The following is a 19,149-nucleotide window of genomic DNA, read 5'->3' on the forward strand; positions in this document are numbered from 1 at the left end:
CGTATCGCCAGTTGACGGCCTACGAGATTGAGATGCTTGTGAGAAACCGTAATACTTCGGATAACTGGAATTTTATTCTGGTTTCAAATGCATTCAACCCGGAGCTTGTTCAGAATTGCAAATTTTATGGCCTTGTCAGGATCGGAAAACTCGAACCTTATTATCTCGAGTTTCATAATCTCAGAAGGCCGGTCGGATTTTATAACTCTACCATCATCAGCTGCGATTTTGGTGATAATGTTGTGGTTGATAATGTAAATTATCTATCTCACTATATTATTGGAAGTGATGTGATGATAGTTAACGTGAGCGAAATCGCCACCACCGATAAAGCGAAGTTTGGAAACGGAATTCTGAAAGACGGAGAAGATGAAAACATTCGAATCTGGTTACAGGTATGCAATGAAAACGGGGGAAGGCAGATCATACCTTTTGATGGCATGCTGCCAGGAGACGCATATCTCTGGACCCGGAACCGGGACAACGAATTACTTCAAGCCAAATTTAAGGAGTTCACACAAAAAACGATGGACAACCGCCGAGGTTATTACGGAACCATCGGTGACAGAACAGTTATCAAGAACTGCCGCATCTTAAAGGATGTTAAGATCGGGACTGATGCATATATAAAAGGTGCAAATAAAATCAAAAACGTAACCATCAATTCTTCTGCTGAAGCAAAATCCCAGATTGGCGAAGGTTGTGAACTTGTAAATGGAATTGTTGATTATGGTTGCCGTATATTTTATGGGGTAAAAGCTGTTCGTTTTTATATTGCTTCGCATTCTCAGCTGAAATATGGCGCCAGGCTTATCAATTCTTACCTGGGAGATAATTCAACCATTTCATGCTGTGAAGTATTGAATTCACTTATTTTCCCTTCTCATGAACAACATCATAACAACTCCTTTTTATGTGCGGCGCTGGTGGAAGGTCAATCTAATATTGCCGCCGGGGCTACCGTGGGTTCCAACCACAATTCCCGGAGCCCGGATGGTGAGGTCCAGGCTGCGCGCGGGTTCTGGCCAGGCCTCTGTGTGAGCCTCAAGCACAATTCGAAATTCGCATCTTACACCATTCTCGCGAAAGGTGATTATCCTGCGGAACTGAATATCCCGATACCATTTTCCTTAGTCAGCAATGATGTCACGAACGACATGTTGGTTGTAATGCCCGGTTATTGGTTCATGTATAACATGTATGCGCTTGCCCGCAACTCTTGGAAATATGTAGACCGGGATAACCGCACTAGTAAAAAACAATTACTGGAATTCAATTTCCTGGCACCGGACACAATCAATGAAATTCTTCTATCCCTCGTACTATTACAAAGACTAACGGCTGAAGCTTATTTCAGAAAAATAAATGACAACAAAAAGTATAGCCAGGAAGAACTTATCCGTATCGGAAAAGATCTACTCGATAGTCACAATGAAATTTTAAACGAACTGGAGATCAATACAACAGAATTTGAAAATACGGGCCGTAGCACTTTGCTGGTTAAAGTACCTTCAGCTTACCATTTGTTTAAGGATTTAATTTCCTATTATGCCGTGCAACAGCTGAATGATTTTGTGGAAAAGGAAAAAATTACTTCAACCTCAACTCTCCTGGAAAAATTGCCTGCAAGGGTGATACTAACAAAATGGAAAAATATTGGTGGTCAGCTGATACAGGAAACGGCTGTGGAAAAATTATTAAACCAGGTAACAAATAACAGGATCAAAAGCTGGGATGATATTCATTTGTTTTATCAAATGCATGCTGATACCTATCAGCACGATAAATTGGTACATGCTATGGCTGCGTTGAAGCAGGTGACCGGAACTAATTTAAAAAAAATTAATGATGGATGTTTGAAGATGTTGTTTCAGCAAAGCATTATTACCCGTGAATGGATGGTGAAAGGCATTTATGAGTCGCGGGCCAAGGATTATTCAAATCCTTTCCGTCAAATGGTTTATGAAAGCACCGGTGAGATGAACGCAGTCGTGGGTAAACTTGAAGACAACTCCTTTATCAAAAAAGAAATGTCTGAGTTAAAGGCTTACAAAACTGCAATTAACAACAGGCTGAAAAAACTGAACCTGATCTGATAAACAGAACCTGATCACACAAATCTGATAAACAGAACCTGATCTCACAAATCTGAACCGCGCTGACACAATCTTAAATACAATACTGTCTTAAATACAATACTGTCACTTATTGCACCATGGCTTTTAGTGTAAAGCTATTCCCATTATCTGCCTGAAGATGGATAAAAAGATTCATCTGCTTCACAATGGCCAGGTTAACCGGTAGCGATAACTTGCCATCCTTTACTTTTAACCGGTCTCTGAAAAGTATTCGCCCTGCAACATCTATGATACTTATCACATATTGTTCTTCTCTTAAGTCATGAAAATCAATTTTGAGAATAGTAGCCGATAGGAAGATGCTGGTTGCAAGTTGACCAGTTCCGGAAGTTGTGAAAAATCCTTGTCCCCGTTCTACCTTAATGATTTTGCTGGAAGCCCGGGTACTGTCGTGGTTAACCATTACAACCCTGTAAAACCAGGTTAAGGACCTGCCTAACCGGTCAGTAGAATTAGACCTGTCTGTATAGTTATAACTGCCAGAACCATCTTTTGAACGGACTATATCGAGATAACTGAAGGATGAACCATTATATGATTTCTCGACCTGGAAATAAGTTGAGGTCAGGGATTCAGCGATCCACTCCAATCTTACCGACTCACCTGCCTTAATCGCGCTAAAGCTTTTCCAGAGAAGGGGAAGTGGATTTTGACTGGCGGTGTTACTCGCCAGAGAGTATAGAACAGTCTGATTGTTTGGCCAGTTCTGCATTCGGCTGCTGACGGAGCCACTGGAACCCGCTGATCCCGTAGTTGCCGAATTTCCGGCATCCTGCCAGGTGTTGGCATTGAGCCAGGCAACACGTAGGTTACCCAGATCTGTAATCCCACCGCTGTTTACATTATCGAAAGAAAGTTCCACCAAAGCATTTGCTGTCGATCCGCTGTTTGTTATGCTCCAGTACTCAAGTGATGAAACATGCGAGATTCCATCACCAAAGTTTAAGCAAATCGCACGGGGATCGGATCTTATGTACTCAACGACAAAATCTCCCGTGGCCTCGTGAATCTGCAACCATCTCCGGGTTCCGTTTTTCCCAACCGGGAAAAAGAATGAAGCATTAGCCAATCCTTTTTTTTCAATTTTGCCATTCACAAAAGCAGTACTGTTCAAGACGGGGACTTCAAGCAAACATGCAGACTGTAATGTGATCTGGTATTCATTGGTGGTGACGATTCCATTTTCCAGGGAAAGCTTATATGGTAATGAAAGAGAAGACTTAAGAACCACTCCCCCTGGATTCTTTATTTTTACACCTACTTCGTTGGTTATGTTCCCCTGGATTGCCAGCTCCTGCAAAGAATTGCCCACTAGTATGATTTCAGGCTGAGCGGTTCCCGATTCAGTAGTGATCGCCGAAGTGGACTGTTGGAAGTGGCCACCTAATTCCACTGAAAGCTTCCGTGCTGTCGAGGCCAGATTAAGAACTCCGCCATTGTGTATAAGGTTACGTCTGATGATCAATATGCCTTCCAGGTTCAGGCTCAGATTTACCCCCGGCATAATTTCAAGATCGGAACGTATCGTCAGACCGTTGGTTCCAGTACCAGTATAGTTTATTAATCCGTTTGGCCCCGGACTCAACCTTAACCTGCCAAAAACCTGTCCACTAAGTGAAATTGTGCTGGAAGCCACGGGGATATTGAATTCGAACTCTCCCTCTTCTGTTCCCGGCGCTCTTGATAATGATCTTACAGTCTCCGCATGGCTTCTTGCCGTGCGGTGGATATATCGGCCACCATTGTTTATCCTGATGGAATCGGCCACCTCAATGGTCACCCCGGCGGAAGCTCCCGACTCATTGATAAGCACACCACCTGGATCAAGTACTAAACCATAAATAGCACCTGAGCATCTCAAGGCCGGAGCCTCAACATTTGAAACAGGAATAGTGAAAGTGATGGTATTTACCCCGGAAGGCGTTATGCGAAGGGATCTAATGCTGATCAACCCGTTGCCTGGTCCAAGCATAACAACGTATGAGCCGGTTATACTTGAATTGTCAAAAACTACGTCATCGTCATTTACAGGTAGGGTGTTGGACGACCAGTTTGTTGGATTCTGCCACAGTCCATCGTTGGCTTCACCATCCCATCGCAGTTCGGCTGCCCTGCCCCCAATTGATACCAGGACCAGAATTATCCAGGTAAAGCCCTTTTTCAGCTTACTGCCCTTGTTACAAAGGATACAAAGGTTGATACCCTTCAACCAGAGCTTCATATCCTTCGTACAAAGCTTCGCCCGCTTCACACAAAGCTTCGCCCGCTTCACACAAAGCTTCGCCGCCCTCATACAAATCTTCACTTCCTGTATATACAGGCTGATGCACAGTAGTCCGTTCTTTCCCTCCATATCCCTTTGCTTTGCAAGCAAATTAGCGGACTAAGCTGAACTATCAGTTGCGTAAACCCTACCCGGATGTAGTGAAAATCTTCAACTAAAGAGGAAAAACACCATTTTCAAGCTAAAATAAAATTCCTATGGTGGCCCGGGCAGGAAGATAGCCAACCAGGCTAACTTCCTGCACACCACCCTAACTGACTTTCGATATACAGCGTTTCCTTAAATTAATGTTCGCCCATTTGTTGAAAGCCAATCGCTAAACAATCAAACTAGATTTTGGGTTCCCATCCAGGAGCATATGTTCTTTTCCAGAGTCCCTGAGCTTTTTTATTTTCCAGTACATGGCCGTTGCTCTGATCGATATTCAATGTAGCACCCACGCGCTGCGAGATATTCCCCAGCTGAACCCACAAAGTGCTCTTGCGTCCTGTTTCAACATCGGCATTTGGGGTTCCACCCTCGCGAATACATTTCAAAAAGTTCTCAATGTGTACGCCATCGAGGCTGGCGCTAGGACTCGAAGTGTCACGCCCATCGATCTTAACGTCTGACTTTACTTCCTTCACTACTTTGTTCTTCTGATCACGAATGATATAACTATTACCGCCTGTAGTCATCGAACCGTTTTCACCATAAAATATTACACCGCGGTCTTCACCTTCAACCAATGTTCCATTACAGCTTCGGCCTTCCCAGATAACAGAAGCGCCCTTGGTCTCCCAGGTTATGATTTGTGTATCGGGAGTTTCCCAATCATCCTGGAATCTGTAACGGCCACCTGCTGAACTTACTTTGGTAGGATAGTCTACGCCAAGACCCCAACGGGCCACATCAATTTCATGCGTTCCGTTGTTGAGTGCTTCGCCGGTACCCCAATGCCAGAACCAATGCCAGTTGTAGTGAACAAGATTGTCTTTGTAAGGAAGGCGGGGAGCAGGGCCCTGCCAGAGTTCAAAGTCCAGGTTAGAAGGAACCGGGACGGTTTTGCCGACTCCGATAGCAGCGCGGTTGTTGGTATACCAGGTTTTAGCCATGTGCACTTTGCCGATAGCCCCATTATGTAAGGAATTAATTCCCTCAGTTAGTATGGGCCAGGAGCGACGCTGACTACCCATTTGTACTACGCGTTTGTATTTTCTTGCTGCCGCTACTGCGAGTTCACCTTCGTACGGATTATGGCACAATGGTTTTTCTACGTACACATGTTTGTTTGCAGCACAGCAAATGATAGCTGCAGGTGCATGCCAGTGGTCGGGCGGTGCGAGATACATCGCATCCAGACCCTTATCAGATAATATCGTTCTGAAGTCCTTTACTCCCTTTGCTTCTTTTCCGGATGCTCTTTTTACGGCATTGATCCCTTTTGCCAGGGCTTTTTCTTCCACATCACAGATATAGATTACATCGGTATCTTTCTGGCGTGCAAAATTCGCTGCCATGCCGGCACCACGTCCATTGCATCCCATAACTCCCACGGTGATACGATCATTAGCACCTATAATCCTTCTGTAACTCTGGGTAGAAAAGGCGAGGCCGCCAAGGGCCACAAAACTGCCGGTTTTCTTTATGAAGTCTCTTCTTTTGTTATCCATAAAATATAAAGATTTAAAATGGTTGATTATAAATTTCTGATTCTGATGTTGCGATAATGAATAATATCGCCATGCTCCTGCAATAAAATTGGTGATGGCGATGTTTCACCCCAACCATTGTCTCTTTTGAATTTGCTTTCAGCAAAGCCGTTTTTATAAATATCGCTCGTTCTGTCGTAACTCAATACCATGGCACCATTGAGCCAATGTTCCACATGTGCGGCTTTTTTTACGATACGCACAGTGTTCCACTCACCTACTTGTTTTGCTTTTTTAGCAGAAGACGGAGGTAATACATCATACAATGCAGCCAGTGTACGGTTTCCGTTTTTGCCGAGTTTTGCATCGGGATGTCTTGCGTCATCAATCAGTTGATATTCGCAACCTACATTTTTGTTTTTAAATAAGGCATATTTGATACCACTGTTAGTGCCTGGCTCCAGTTTGAATTCCAGCGACAACTCGAAGTCGCCAAACTCTTTTGTGGTAATAATATCCCCGCCATGACCTGAAACAGTATCAGTGCTCAACACACCGTTCTCAACGATCCATCCTTTACCATTAAATGGTTGCCCGTTCGATTTCTGCCATCCATCCATAGACTTTCCATCGAACAATAACACCCAGCCATCGTTAATTTCTTTTTTAGTAAGGGTACCTGACTGTGCCATTGCAGTATTCATACAGAACACCGAGGCCAGTAACCAAATGCTGTTTTTTGTTTTCATCCGCTATTAATTTTTTTTTCTGAATGGACCCTCCGATAACCTGCCGCTGCCCTGCCACAGGCAAAAGCGGTAGGTATGAGATTTACTCATGGAGGTTCCAGATCCGTTTAGTCAATTTGATGATTCCTTATTTGCTGATTCCTTATTTGCTGATTCCTTATTTGACGATTTTTTAAAGTTGAACATAGCCTTTGTTTTGTGTAATCTTACCGGGATTCGACTGCATAACAGTCATCGGGATTGGGTAACTCATCATATCATCGCTCCAGGTGAATGGTGGAAACCCATCCGCTGTCTGTTCTGCTATCATTAAATCTTTTGCTCTCCGCGTTCTGACAAGGTCGAACCAACGATGATTTTCGAAAGCCAGTTCTACTCTCCTTTCTTTTTCAATCGCCAGTAACAAAGCATTGTCATTTGCAAAATCGCCCATTGTGTAATCTTTCAAAAGATCAGGTGGTTTGGGAATGGCGGGATTACCAGGTGTAAGGCGGGCTCTGAGCCGGATCCTGTTTAAATAAGTTATAGCTTTCGCCTTGTCGCCTGCTGTACGAACCATAGCTTCGGCAGCAGTGAGTAGAATATCGGCCAGGCGGAGCTCGATCCAGTTGTTGCCATTGTCGCTGCCACTGGTGGAAACATCATAGTACTTAGTAACATATCTCTCATTTTGTACAGCGCCATTTGCGGCATTCACCCAGTTGTCGCGCATGGAAACATATTTTCTTGGATCCGCAGGTTCATAGGCGGCCGACATATCACCGGTCGGTGCATTGACACCGGACTTGTCTCCCACCAATACTACTTCTTTGTTGGAGAATCTTGGCGCAAAATCGTTGTTCCATGGACTACCTGTGACGCCATTCGGACTACCCTTCTTATACTGTACTTCAAAAAGAGATTCTGAGCTGTTCTTTTTCGATACATCGAACAGGTCTTTATAGCTTGGGACCAGCGTGGCACCTGAAGTAGTGATTACCTCCTCCGCCTTTTGAGCGGCGAGCGTATAATATTCATTGCCTTTGTTCAAAGGATATCCTGCCATCGTCAGATACACTTTCGCCAACAGCCCCTTTGCGCCCCATTTAGTTACTCTTCCCTTATCATTAGCGCTATAGGAGGCTGGTAAATTCGCTTCCGCATATTTAAGATCTTCAATGATCAGATCATAGATTTCTTGCAGTGAAACGCGATTAATCTCATAAGCCTCAGCCGGGGTCATCTCCTTGTCAACCTTTGGAACCCCCAATAACTCACCGTTATTAGCAAAGCCACCAAAAGCCCGGTTGAGCCAGAAATACATGAGCGCCCGTACAAATCTTGCCTCTGCTATGTATTGATTCTTCAGCGCCTCGTTGCTGAATTTTACCGGATCGATGCGTCCGATCACAATATTACTGCGCAGGATCACATTGTAGCTATTGTTCCAGGCGTCGGTAGGATAGTTATTTTCAGGTAAAAGCGGGGAAGCAAAAACATCGATCCCATTATCATTTGCCGGGTTACCACTTAACCATGAGTAAGTTGTATTATCTGATCTTATTTCCCCAAGCCTTACGAAAGGATTGTTGTACACCGAACGAAGATTGCCATAGGCAGACAGGACTGCCTGGTTCATATCTGTCTCGGTTTTATAAAAGCCTTCTGAATTCAAACTGGAGGGTGGATTCAACTCGATAAATTCTTTCTTGCATGAGCTGCAGACAAGCAAGCTTAATAATGCAATCGTGATATATTTCATAGTGCAATTGTTAATTGATTAGAAACTTAAGTTTACACCGATGATAACTGTTTTGGCTGCGGGATATCCCAGATAGTCGCCACCTCTTGCCAAGCCATCTCCTTCGCTGCTGGTCTCGGGATCGAATCCGGGATATTTGGTCCAGGTAAAAAGATTCTGAGCTGTAGCATATGCACGCAACCCAGTTATTTTAAGACCACCTATCTGGCGGATTTTGAAATCATAAGCAAGAGTAATATTGCGAAGGCGAATGAATGAACCATCCGTAACCCAGGCAGATGAAGGGTCGCGCTGCCATCCTGTTGGATTTCGCGTTGGCCTGAAGTGTACGCCGTCTCCAGGTTCGTCAACAGATCGCCAGCGGCCGTTTTGTTCCACCAGGGTATTTCTGTCGCCATGATAGATCCCAACCATGCGGTTAAAGAAACTGAACAATTGAGCACCCTGGGAGAAAGCCAGCTGCGCCGACAAAGTAAAATTCTGATATGAAAAATTGTTTGTGAAACCTCCCTGGAAATCAGGTTGGTTGTCGCCTATAATAGTCTTATCGTTTGCATCCAGTTTTCCATCACCATTTACATCGAGGTAACGACCGTCCCCAACTTTATCTGCAGGGAGATGGGGAGACTTATCCAGTTCAGCCTGGTTCATGAATACACCATCAAAAACATATCCGAAGAAGCTGGCTATGGGACTACCTGGTTTTGTAATAAACGAATTATTGGCATTAGGTGCGCTCTCATAAATTGGCTGCCCGCCAGGCCCTACTTCAAGCACTGTGTTTTTATTGAAGGAAATATTGAAGTCGCTTGACCAGCTGAACTTACCAGTAAGGTTTTTCGTCGAAAGCAAAAATTCCATTCCCTTGTTCTGCAACTTGCCGATATTCTGTAACTGGCTACCATAACCAGTTATTCTAGGAACCGGAACGTTCAGTAGCAGGTCGATGGATTTACTGTTGTAAAAATCACCTTCGAGGCGAATGCGGTTATTGAATAAAGCAAGGTCGAAACCAAAGTTAGTCTGCGATACTTTTTCCCATCCGAGATCATCGTTTGGAATGGTGCTGGGGTTAACAGTATTTTGAAGCAAATCGCCTGTTGGATAGAAACCTGTACTGAGCAGGCCAATCGCAGAATAGTTTCCAATCCGGTTATTTCCTGCGACACCGAAGCTTGCGCGGAGCTTGAACTCGCTGATGACATCAGAGAATTGTTGCATGAAATTTTCCTGGCTCACTCTCCATGCGGCCGACACAGAAGGGAATACGCCCCATTTTTTATTCTCTCCAAACCTTGAAGAACCATCTGAACGTACTGTTGCTGTGAAGAGGTATTTACTATCGAAAGTATAATTGGCACGCGCAAAATACGAGATCATCGAATATTCGGATTTTGTACTGGTCAACTGGTAAGGGGTGCCCGCATTCAAGGTCTGAATCACATCATTAGGGAAGCCTCTCGCCTCACCATACATGTTTTCACTGGATTGTTTCTGACTACTGAAACCCCCAAGCAGATTGAGATCATGCTTTTCTCCGAATTTCTTATTGTAAGAAAGCGTTTGTTCTATAACCCAATCAAAATCTGTTGACTGTTCATTGATGCCTTTCGCGGGGCGGGGTCCCCTCGAACCATCAAAATCTACTACGGAAGGTTCGAAAGTTTCATAGTCATTATTGCGAATGCCGCCATTGATGTTGATGCGGTATTTCAGACCATTAACAATATCCACTTCTGCAAACAATGTTCCCAGCCATCCAAATCTTTTGCGATACCTGTTTACCTGGTTCGCTATACCGATTGCATTGGCCACATCGCCGGCCAGTACTTCGGGATTACGTACCATAGAACCATAAGTTCCATCAGCATTGTAGAGGTCATAGATCGGTGGCAGCAACAATGAATATAGTATGGGTGCATCCTTGCCATTAGCCTGCTCATGGCCGCGTGCACTGAAAGCATTCAGGTTCAGGCCCAGTTTAACGCGTTTCGATATTTGAGACTCTACACTGGTCCGGAAATTAAATCGTTTATAATCTGTGTTTAAAGAAATACCATCCTGGTTCACATAACTTCCGGCAAATACATACCTGGTATTCTCACTGCCACCCATAACCGAAACTTCATACTGCTGCATCATAGCATCCCGGAACAACAAATCCTGCCAGTTATTATCAGGCATTGATGCAATAGAGGCCGGATCGAAAAAATTGTATTTATAACCGTTCTTACCATCGGGTATCATATACAGCGAGTTCGCGCTTGGATACAATTGGCGACGGGAATTGAGATCATTGAGGCTATGTGGTGTTTGATTCGGATCCGCGGGGATTACCGGCTGATCCAGCCAGGCCTGGTTTCTGCCATCGATGAACCATTCAACATATTCGTCACGATTCATTACTTCCATTTCTTTAGAACGACGCTGTACTCCTGCAAAAGCGTTAAAGCTTACAGTAGGTGCACCTGATTTGCCTTTCTTTGTTGTGATGATCACAACTCCATTGGCGCCGCGCGAACCATAGATGGCTGTGGAAGATGCATCTTTAAGTACCTGGATGCTTTCAATGTCGGAAGGATTGATCAGATTGAAAGCGCCTCCCTCCATAGGGTATCCATCCACCACATACAAAGGTGAGCTGGACGCGGTGATGGAACCGGTTCCCCTTACTCTTATGGCAAGGCCTTCACCACCCGGTGCACCGGTGATCTGTTGCACCTGCACACCGGCCATCTGGCCGGCGATGGCTTCACCGAAATTCACCGCCGCACGCTCTTTCAAATTAGCAGCAGAAACAGTGGCAACCGCCCCGGTAAGATCTGATTTCTTTCGCGTTCCGTAACCTACTACTACTACTTCATTTAGCTGTGTATTTACCTGAATAAGGCGTATTGTGATGTCTGTTTTATTGCCAACAGTTACCTGCTGGGTCTGATAGCCCACATAAGATACAGTCAGCACAGCATCGGGCTTGTTCACCTCAACTGTGAAAGCACCATTAGCATCAGTATTGGTACCTGCATCGGAACCGACAACCTGAACTGAAGCTCCGGCCACCGGTTTGCCCTCGCTATCAAGCACCTTCCCGGTGACAGGCAATGCAGAGCGCTGCACAGTTGGAGTAAAAGCAGCATTCATGACCAAAGAACGGGTATGACCTTCAACCGGTTTCTTTTTCAGAATAATCAGGTGTTCCTTGTACACCCATGAAAGATTTTTGGGATGCAGCACTTCTGTCAGCAAATCATCAAGTCGGACCTTTTCTGCACTGAACTTAACTTTTTCTGCATCGTTCAGCAGTTCATTACTGTAAAACAATGTGAAGCCCGTTTGCTTTTTGATTGACTTGAACAAATTGGCCAGCGAAGTCTGGCCCTTGCTCAGTTTGATCCATGCATCAGGATCATTGTTCTGAGCATTTACACAAATGCTGTTGAATAGCAATGCAAATAAAACCAGGAAATAAATGCGGGGAATAGAAGCTGTTTTTCTCAGGCAAGACATGGCAGCAATTTTGGGATGAATAAAAAATATTATTTCATTAAAGACATCGAAATTGAAAATTCGGGTGAATGGATTGGAAAATATTTTGAAACTATCGGTTTAGGCCCGCAGGATTTTAAACAAACAAAAATTATCGGAAGTAAACTTTCCCATTTTTCAGCTGACCTTTTACATCTCCGGAAAGATTAAGATTTTCGAGAAAGGATTGCAGTGGTTCTTCTTTACGCAGTTCGCCGCTAAAAGTTTTATTCTGAAATTCACTGTTGAAAAACTCGGTGTCAACATCATACCAGCGCTTTATTACTTCAGATAATTCTTTTAACGGAGTATTGCGGAAGTAATAAATTCCTTTCATCCAGGAAAGTACTTCCAGTGAGTCGAAAGGTTGCGTTTCAAATCCGAGTTGATTGCTAAATTTGGCTTCGAAGCCCGGCTTCAGGCGAACCTCTTTTGTATTTTCATTCCGCAGTATTACCGAACCCTCCACCAGTGCTGTATGAACCTTGTTTTTATTATAGGTATTGACGTTAAACTGCGTGCCGGTTACCAACACCTCTGTTGCTGAGGTATGCACGATAAAAGGGCTTTGTTTGTTTTTCGCAACTTTGAAAAAGGCCTCCCCGTCCATATAAATCTCACGGGTGCCTGGATTAAAATTCGCAGGAAATTTTAGGCTGCTTGCAGCATTCAACCAGACCTCTGTGCCGTCCGACAGTTGAATTTTATAGTCGGAACCGGGGGGGATCGATAAAGTCCAGTTTTGATTGTTGCCGGGAGCTGTTGTATAGCGGAGTGTTTTTCCCTTTATTTCAAAAACAGCATCGCTGATCCTGATCTTTTTATGTTCAATACCCGTCAGTTCCACCACCTGGTGATTTGGTAGTTCGAGTGTAGGTACTTTTATTTTGATTGCAGAGAGTGATGAAGCGGATGATGGATCTGCAGATGATTTGCCTGACTGCAGCCACCAGTATCCCGTTGCAACCACGGCGAATATAGTTGCGGCCGCCAGCATTCTTATCGCAAGGACCTTCATCTTTGAAGAAGAAGGATTTGTCATTAAGGGTTCCAGGCGGTTCCATTGCTGTTGCTCATCAACGTTTAAACTAAATCCCAGAGACTCTGCTTCCCGCACTTCTTCGGAGATCGCCAGCCACATTTTAAGTACGTGCTGGTCATCATTTATCAATTGCTCGATAATAACATCATCTGCGGGCTCTATAGAACCTGCAATCTTTTCAATTATCAATACCCGTATTTCTTCGTAATTAAGCTGCATCCGGAACTAGGACAATATTATTTGTTGTATGGGTGAATTGGAGATGCCTTTAATTTGATACGTACGAATTTCACTGCAAGCTTTAGATGGCTTTTTAATGAATTTATACTTATACCCATTTCCTCAGCAGCTTCCTGGTAACGTTTATTATCCATATGGATCAGGTGAAAAGCTTTCAATTGCTGCACCGGCAATCCATCGAGAACTGTAAGCAATTGTGGCGAAGGTAGTTCGTCCGTTTCTGTGGTATTTATTTCAAGTTGCCCGGCATATTCGTGCAGGTTTTTTGTTTGTCTGCTTACATTCTTGAGATAATTCAGGCAGCGATGTTTAATGGCGGTATGCAGGTAGGCTTTCAGCGATTTCTGAATATTCCTGTATAGCTGTTGATTCCAGATATCGAGAAACAATTGCTGAACCAGGTCTTCAGACTCCTGCTCATTCCTGAGTATCAGGAAAGCATTCAGGCGTAATGGTTTTAAATACAACCTGAACACCTGTTCAAAGGCAGCTCTATCGCCTGACCTAAATTGCGCCAGCAGTTCATTTTGATCATGATTCAGCATCAAAGACAATCGGTTTTCTTATGGCTTTCGGTAAAACTGCTTTTAGCAATCTCTAAAATGGTCCTGATTACCAACACTTAAGCATTAATGCCTGGAGCTGGTGCAGGATATTAAACAGCAATGGAAGAAGCCCGTTCTTGCAAGATAATCCTGAAGTGAAACATTAACCTTGTTATCTACTAAAACGTTTTAGGAAAGGCTTCCCTTCCACCAAAAAAAAATCCTCCCGGTTAACGGGAGGACCTATATAGCAAATGCAATGATATCCTTTGATTTTACTGCAGGACTACTTATTTTACTGCAGGACTGTCTGGCTTTACAGTTGAAGTATCAGCCTTCAAAGCTGAAGTATCAGGTGTAATTGAAGATGAATCCGGAGCGCTCTGAAGTGGAGCACTAGAATCCGCATTTGTTTCTTCAGTAGTTGAGCTGTCTGTGCATGAAGCCATGATTGATGTGATAGCGATGATTGCAAGAAATTTTTTCATCTGAATATTTTTTTTGATTAAAGATGGCGCAAATCTAATAACAAATATCAATTAATTGCGTTCCGCGGGATTAATTTCGAATATTTTGTTAAATAAGTGCGCATTTAAACGATTAATTAGTTGACCGAATAACATATGATGAATTCGATAAATCTATTTTTCAAAAACCGTGCCTTTTGAGCACTGCCTCCCTACCCGGCCATAATTATGCCGTTTTATTTTTTAATTGTGCCGTTTTATTTTTTACGGAAAAATAAACGGATTGGCACGCCTGTAAAATTGAAGTTCTTCCTTAGCTGGTTTTCGAGGTAGTTTTTGTAGGGCTCCTTCACATCATCCGGGAAATTACAGAAAAATGCAAATGAAGGAACATTGGTTGGAAGTTGGGTTACATACTTGATTTTCACCGGGTTACCTCGCACGACCGGTGGGTGGTACGATTCAATGGCTTTGAGCATGATATCGTTCAGTTTGGAGGTCTGAACCTTGCGTTTTTTATTTTCAAAAACTTCCAGGGCAAGTTCAATTGCTTTATAAATCCTGGTTTTATCTTTTGCAGAAACAAAAAGAATTGGCACGTCGGTAAAAGGAGCGATACGTTTTTTGAGTTCCGCCTCATAATCCCGGGCAGTATTTGTTTCCTTTTCCATGAGGTCCCACTTATTTACCAGCACTACCACCCCTTTGCCTTTTTTAGCCGCCAGGCCAAAAATATTCAGGTCCTGGGCTGCTATGCCCTTTTCGGCATCAAGCACCATCAGGCAGATATCACATTCATCCATTGCTTTAACAGCCCGAATCACTGAATAAAACTCAAGATCTTCATGCACTTTAGATTTCCTCCGGATACCAGCCGTATCAATAAGGATGAAGTCCTTCTGAAAAAGATTGTAGTGGGTATGGATCGTATCCCTTGTTGTTCCCGCGATATCGCTGACAATTGTACGCTCCTGGCCAACCAGGGCATTGAGCAAAGATGATTTGCCCACATTTGGCTGACCCATAATGGCAAACTTGGGTAAGGCATCAAGATCCAGCGTATCGGATGATTGTTCTTCGGTAATCAGATCAGCTAAAGCATCAAGGAGTTCACCTGTGCCTGTGCCACTCATCGACGAAAGAAAATAGATATGTTCAAAACCGAGGGAATAAAACTCAGATGCCTCCATTAAACGTTCGTGGTTGTCAACCTTATTGACAACAAGTAACACGGGTTTGGAGGACTTTCTCAGTATTTCGGCCATGGAGCTATCCATTTCGGTAATACCTATGGAAGCATCAACCATAAACACGATGGCATTCGCTTCTTCTACTGCTATGTGAACCTGCTTGCGAATCTCTCTTTCAAAGACATCTTCGCTGCGGGCCACGAATCCGCCAGTATCTATTATGTTGAAATTTTTCCCATTCCAGTCTGCAACTCCATACTGGCGGTCGCGGGTCACCCCGCTAAAATCGTCTACGATTGCCTTCCTTTGTTCAAGCAAGCGATTAAAAAAGGTACTTTTCCCGACGTTCGGCCTTCCGACCACTGCTACTGTAAAACCCATTCTGTAATTATTATATGGTGAACCAAAAAAATGGATCCACCGGAATTAAAATTTATCCCCGGGTTTCACCCCGGGTTATTCGAAGTCAACCCCCTATCGGGGTTGTGCCCCATTCAATATTTGCTATTTACGGCCCAACATTCACTAAACCACTTAACTCATCACTCATAACTCATAACTCATAACTCAATAGTAACCGTATTCTTTCAACATAAAATCATTATCGCGCCATTTCGGCTTCACACGCACAAACAGCTCGAGGAACACTTTCTGCCCAAGGAACTGTTCAATATCTTTGCGGGCTTCTGTTCCAAGTTGCCTGATCATCTTTCCGCCTTCGCCGAGCAAAATACCTTTTTGAGTATCCCGCTGAACGATGATATCTGCCGAAATCTTAATTAGGGTCGATTTTTCCTTGAATTCTTTTATTGCTACCGTAGTGTGATAAGGTATCTCATCCTTGAAAAGATTGAAAATCTTCTCGCGGATCATTTCTCCCACAAAAAACTTTGTGGGAAGATCTGTCATTTCGTCTCCTTCGTAAAATGCTTCTCCAACAGGCAGATATTTTAGCATCACTTTCACGAGTTCGTTTTGTTGAACCCCGGTAATAGCGGAGATGGCAATAATTTCTTTGCAGTATTTTTTTTCACTGAAGAATTTGCCCGTTTGTTCAATTTTTTCCTGTTTTGCCTTATCTATCTTATTAAGTACCACGATGGCCGGTACTCTCAGTTTCAACGCTTCAAAAATGGTATTTGCTTCTTCAGGATCTTCATTTACATCAACTATCAAAAGTGCGAGATCGGCATCTTCGAGGGCATTTTTTACAGCGTGCATCATTTTCTCATGCAGTTTGTACTTCGGTTCAATGATTCCCGGAGTATCAGAAATAATTACCTGGTAATCATCACCGGTAAGAATGCCTTTTATGCGGTGACGGGTGGTTTGAACCTTAGATGAAACAATAGCAAGCTTTTCTCCAATCATTGCATTGAGAAAAGTGCTTTTGCCCGCGTTAGGCTTACCAAAAATGTTTACAAAACCTGACTTCACTATAGAATTATTGATATAAAGATAATTTAAAGGCCGGTGCCGATAACAAAATCGTTGATCGCACTGGCCGGGCTGCTCGTTGATCGCATTCGCCGGGCTGCGCCCGCCGAAGCCTTTGGCGAATGCGGGCCACACTCGGAGTTCAGAAGACACGAATTATTACAAATAAAAAAAGGCTCCTGGGAGCCTTGATTTTGTTGCGAAGGGAGGGATCGAACCTCCGACCTTCGGGTTATGAGCCCGACGAGCTACCGCTGCTCTACTTCGCGATGTGGGTTGCAAATGTATGTCGTTTCATCATTTAAACCAAAAATGATTGAACCTTTTGTATAAAGATTCAATCATTTCTGATTTAATTAACTTGTAATCCTTTTTTAGAGATACTTATCCTTTTTTTGATATGCTGCTGGCACCACTGGATTTAATGTCCCTGATTACCCCGCTTCCTTTATAATATACCCCGCTTGCTCCTGAAGCACGGGCACTTAATTCTTTATTGACTGTGATTTTAATATCTGAGGCTCCGCTTGCTTCCGCGGTACAAACATCGGTTTCGAGTTCATATCCTTTCAGGTCGCTCGCGCCGTTTGCATCCACTTTCAGTGATACTACCCTACCGGTGATAGTTGCATCAGAGGCGCCATTCAATTTCAGGTCAAGCGATTTGAGATCAACACTTCCTTTAAAATCACTCGCTCCGTTCATTTCAATACGAACGTCACCACCGGTCAGCTTTCCTTTTATTACAACGTCGGATGCACCGGAGGCTTCCAGGTTTACTAAATCCCTAACTGACACATATGCCTTCAGTTTACGGTTTCCCATCTTAAATCCATCGCCGGTATTTTCATACCATATTTTTAAAACTCCTCCCTGTACGGAAGTTTTGATATGATTACGCCAGGCAACTTTGTCAGCACTCACAGCTACGGCTTCTTCGTCACCCTGTGACAAATACAGGTCGATAGCGTTTGAAACTTTGATGGAATTAAAACCTTTTAGTGGCCTTACTTCAACATTCGGGTCGTTTATCTGTTGGGCTCTTGCCGAAATTACTAAAACAGAGAAGGCAAGTATTGAAAGCATCTTTTTCATGACATTGTATAATTAGTGGTGAGTTGTTAGTGGTTAGTGATGAATTATTTAGTTATTTAATTGTTTGAAGTGTTTGAGGGAGCTTAAACAGACCAGCATTAGCTTTTTTTCTGAACACTGCCACCACTGCCGGTTTTGATGTTCCTGATCACACCATTTCCTTTATAAGATATCGATCCACCACTGCTGGCTTCTGCTGAAAGTTCTTTGTTCACAGTTACATGGATCAGACCACCGCTGCTGATATCTGCTTCGCCATTTTCTACTGTAAGATCATAACCATTGAATACACTTCCACTGCTGCCTTCTACTTTCAGAATTCCCGCGGCGCCTGAAATATCCACCACCGATCCACTGCTTTGATCCACAACAAGACGGTCGGCATTTATTTCACCTTTGAAATTTGCACCACTTGAAACATCTATTCCCAGCTCCGGCGATTTCAGCTTGCCATCGATTTTCACAGTGGCTCCGGAAGATACATGGATGTCATCGATTTTTACGGCAGAAACATAAGCTTTCAGTTTCCTGTTACCCTGATTTTTTCTCCATACACTGTTGTCATAGGTGATCTTAAGAACACCATCATCTACCACGGTCTTTATATTTTTACGATGTTCTTCATTTACCGCGCTTACCGCAAGTGCTTCTTCATTTCCCTGTACCAGGATCAGTTCAATGCCACTGGAAACGCGGACTGCATGAAAGTTTTTAGCTGGTCTCACTTCCGCATTTGCGTCCTTTATAGCTGTTTGTGCAAATGTTGTAAACGCAAAAAGAAATCCGAATAAAAAAAGGCTGAGTGATTTCATATGTTTCATTGTTAAAAATATTAAGCAGTGATAAATATTAAGTGGTGATAGATTTATATGATTTAATGATTGATCCGATTATTTATGCAATCAAATAATTGACACGTTCATTTATGCGGTTTTTATTAGCTGTCGTTGAACTTTCGTAAAGTAGCTGATATTATCAAAATGTTTCAAACCGGGCTATCTTGTATTATTTAAGTGTGACGGCTCTCAACCTGCAAATGTTACAGCAGAAAAAAAAATTGTTACT

Annotated in this window: 13 protein-coding genes and 1 tRNA gene; 1 reads left to right on the top strand and 13 read right to left on the bottom strand. The window is 43.3% G+C overall.

Annotated elements, in window-relative coordinates:
• Positions 1-2,096, top strand: a 2,096-nt coding sequence (locus VK664_RS18460; protein WP_461400172.1) for a DUF4954 family protein, incomplete at its 5' end; no start/stop codon positions are given.
• A 109-nt stretch (positions 2,097-2,205) separates the two neighbouring features.
• Here VK664_RS18460 and VK664_RS18465 read toward each other — a convergent pair.
• The 13 genes from VK664_RS18465 to VK664_RS18525 form a co-directional block, all read right to left on the bottom strand.
• Positions 2,206-4,491, bottom strand: a complete 2,286-nt coding sequence (locus VK664_RS18465) for a hypothetical protein (protein ID WP_461400173.1) — start codon at positions 4,489-4,491, stop codon at positions 2,206-2,208.
• A 260-nt stretch (positions 4,492-4,751) separates the two neighbouring features.
• Positions 4,752-6,074: a Gfo/Idh/MocA family protein gene (locus VK664_RS18470; protein WP_461400174.1), complete on the bottom strand. Its 1,323-nt coding sequence runs from the start codon at positions 6,072-6,074 to the stop codon at positions 4,752-4,754.
• 26 nt (positions 6,075-6,100) lie between these two features.
• Entirely contained in the window at positions 6,101-6,802 is a 702-nt protein-coding gene (locus VK664_RS18475) for a 3-keto-disaccharide hydrolase (protein WP_461400175.1), read from the bottom strand.
• 172 nt (positions 6,803-6,974) lie between these two features.
• Positions 6,975-8,543 (bottom strand): RagB/SusD family nutrient uptake outer membrane protein, encoded by a 1,569-nt coding sequence (locus VK664_RS18480; protein ID WP_461400176.1) that lies wholly within the window; start codon positions 8,541-8,543, stop codon positions 6,975-6,977.
• 18 nt (positions 8,544-8,561) lie between these two features.
• The gene (locus tag VK664_RS18485) at positions 8,562-12,050 is read right to left on the bottom strand and encodes a SusC/RagA family TonB-linked outer membrane protein (RefSeq protein WP_461400177.1); all 3,489 of its coding nucleotides are present in this window, start codon (positions 12,048-12,050) and stop codon (positions 8,562-8,564) included.
• A 130-nt stretch (positions 12,051-12,180) separates the two neighbouring features.
• Positions 12,181-13,329 (bottom strand): FecR family protein, encoded by a 1,149-nt coding sequence (locus VK664_RS18490; RefSeq protein ID WP_461400178.1) that lies wholly within the window; start codon positions 13,327-13,329, stop codon positions 12,181-12,183.
• A gap of 17 nt (positions 13,330-13,346) precedes the next feature.
• Positions 13,347-13,895, bottom strand: a complete 549-nt coding sequence (locus tag VK664_RS18495) for an RNA polymerase sigma factor (RefSeq protein WP_461400209.1) — start codon at positions 13,893-13,895, stop codon at positions 13,347-13,349.
• Positions 13,896-14,185: 290 nt separating this feature from the next.
• Positions 14,186-14,383, bottom strand: a complete 198-nt coding sequence (locus tag VK664_RS18500) for a hypothetical protein (protein WP_461400179.1) — start codon at positions 14,381-14,383, stop codon at positions 14,186-14,188.
• A gap of 236 nt (positions 14,384-14,619) precedes the next feature.
• Positions 14,620-15,933: a ribosome biogenesis GTPase Der gene (gene der, locus VK664_RS18505; RefSeq protein ID WP_461400180.1), complete on the bottom strand. Its 1,314-nt coding sequence runs from the start codon at positions 15,931-15,933 to the stop codon at positions 14,620-14,622.
• 186 nt (positions 15,934-16,119) lie between these two features.
• A complete protein-coding gene (era, locus tag VK664_RS18510) occupies positions 16,120-17,142 on the bottom strand; it encodes a GTPase Era (protein WP_461400181.1) in 1,023 nt (340 codons plus the stop codon).
• A 44-nt stretch (positions 17,143-17,186) separates the two neighbouring features.
• Positions 17,187-17,258, bottom strand: a tRNA-Met gene (locus tag VK664_RS18515).
• Between the two features lie 115 nt (positions 17,259-17,373).
• The gene (locus VK664_RS18520) at positions 17,374-18,084 is read right to left on the bottom strand and encodes a head GIN domain-containing protein (protein ID WP_461400182.1); all 711 of its coding nucleotides are present in this window, start codon (positions 18,082-18,084) and stop codon (positions 17,374-17,376) included.
• Positions 18,085-18,182: 98 nt separating this feature from the next.
• Positions 18,183-18,896, bottom strand: a complete 714-nt coding sequence (locus tag VK664_RS18525; RefSeq protein ID WP_461400183.1) for a head GIN domain-containing protein — start codon at positions 18,894-18,896, stop codon at positions 18,183-18,185.
• Positions 18,897-19,149 lie beyond the last annotated feature (253 nt).

The sequence above is a fragment of the Flavitalea sp. genome (assembly GCF_035489435.1).
Lineage (GTDB): Bacteria > Bacteroidota > Bacteroidia > Chitinophagales > Chitinophagaceae > DATHKG01.

Bases quoted from the DNA above. Each gene is read 5' to 3' on its own strand.
- VK664_RS18500 (WP_461400179.1), bottom strand. From the start codon at position 14,383: ATGAAAAAATTTCTTGCAATCATCGCTATCACATCAATCATGGCTTCA.
- VK664_RS18525 (WP_461400183.1), bottom strand. From the start codon at position 18,896: ATGAAATCACTCAGCCTTTTTTTATTCGGATTTCTTTTTGCGTTTACA.
- VK664_RS18465 (WP_461400173.1), bottom strand. From the start codon at position 4,491: ATGGAGGGAAAGAACGGACTACTGTGCATCAGCCTGTATATACAGGAA.
- VK664_RS18470 (WP_461400174.1), bottom strand. From the start codon at position 6,074: ATGGATAACAAAAGAAGAGACTTCATAAAGAAAACCGGCAGTTTTGTG.
- VK664_RS18475 (WP_461400175.1), bottom strand. From the start codon at position 6,802: ATGAAAACAAAAAACAGCATTTGGTTACTGGCCTCGGTGTTCTGTATG.
- VK664_RS18490 (WP_461400178.1), bottom strand. From the start codon at position 13,329: ATGCAGCTTAATTACGAAGAAATACGGGTATTGATAATTGAAAAGATT.
- VK664_RS18520 (WP_461400182.1), bottom strand. From the start codon at position 18,084: ATGAAAAAGATGCTTTCAATACTTGCCTTCTCTGTTTTAGTAATTTCG.
- VK664_RS18485 (WP_461400177.1), bottom strand. From the start codon at position 12,050: ATGTCTTGCCTGAGAAAAACAGCTTCTATTCCCCGCATTTATTTCCTG.
- VK664_RS18495 (WP_461400209.1), bottom strand. From the start codon at position 13,895: ATGCTGAATCATGATCAAAATGAACTGCTGGCGCAATTTAGGTCAGGC.
- VK664_RS18480 (WP_461400176.1), bottom strand. From the start codon at position 8,543: ATGAAATATATCACGATTGCATTATTAAGCTTGCTTGTCTGCAGCTCA.
- der (WP_461400180.1), bottom strand. From the start codon at position 15,933: ATGGGTTTTACAGTAGCAGTGGTCGGAAGGCCGAACGTCGGGAAAAGT.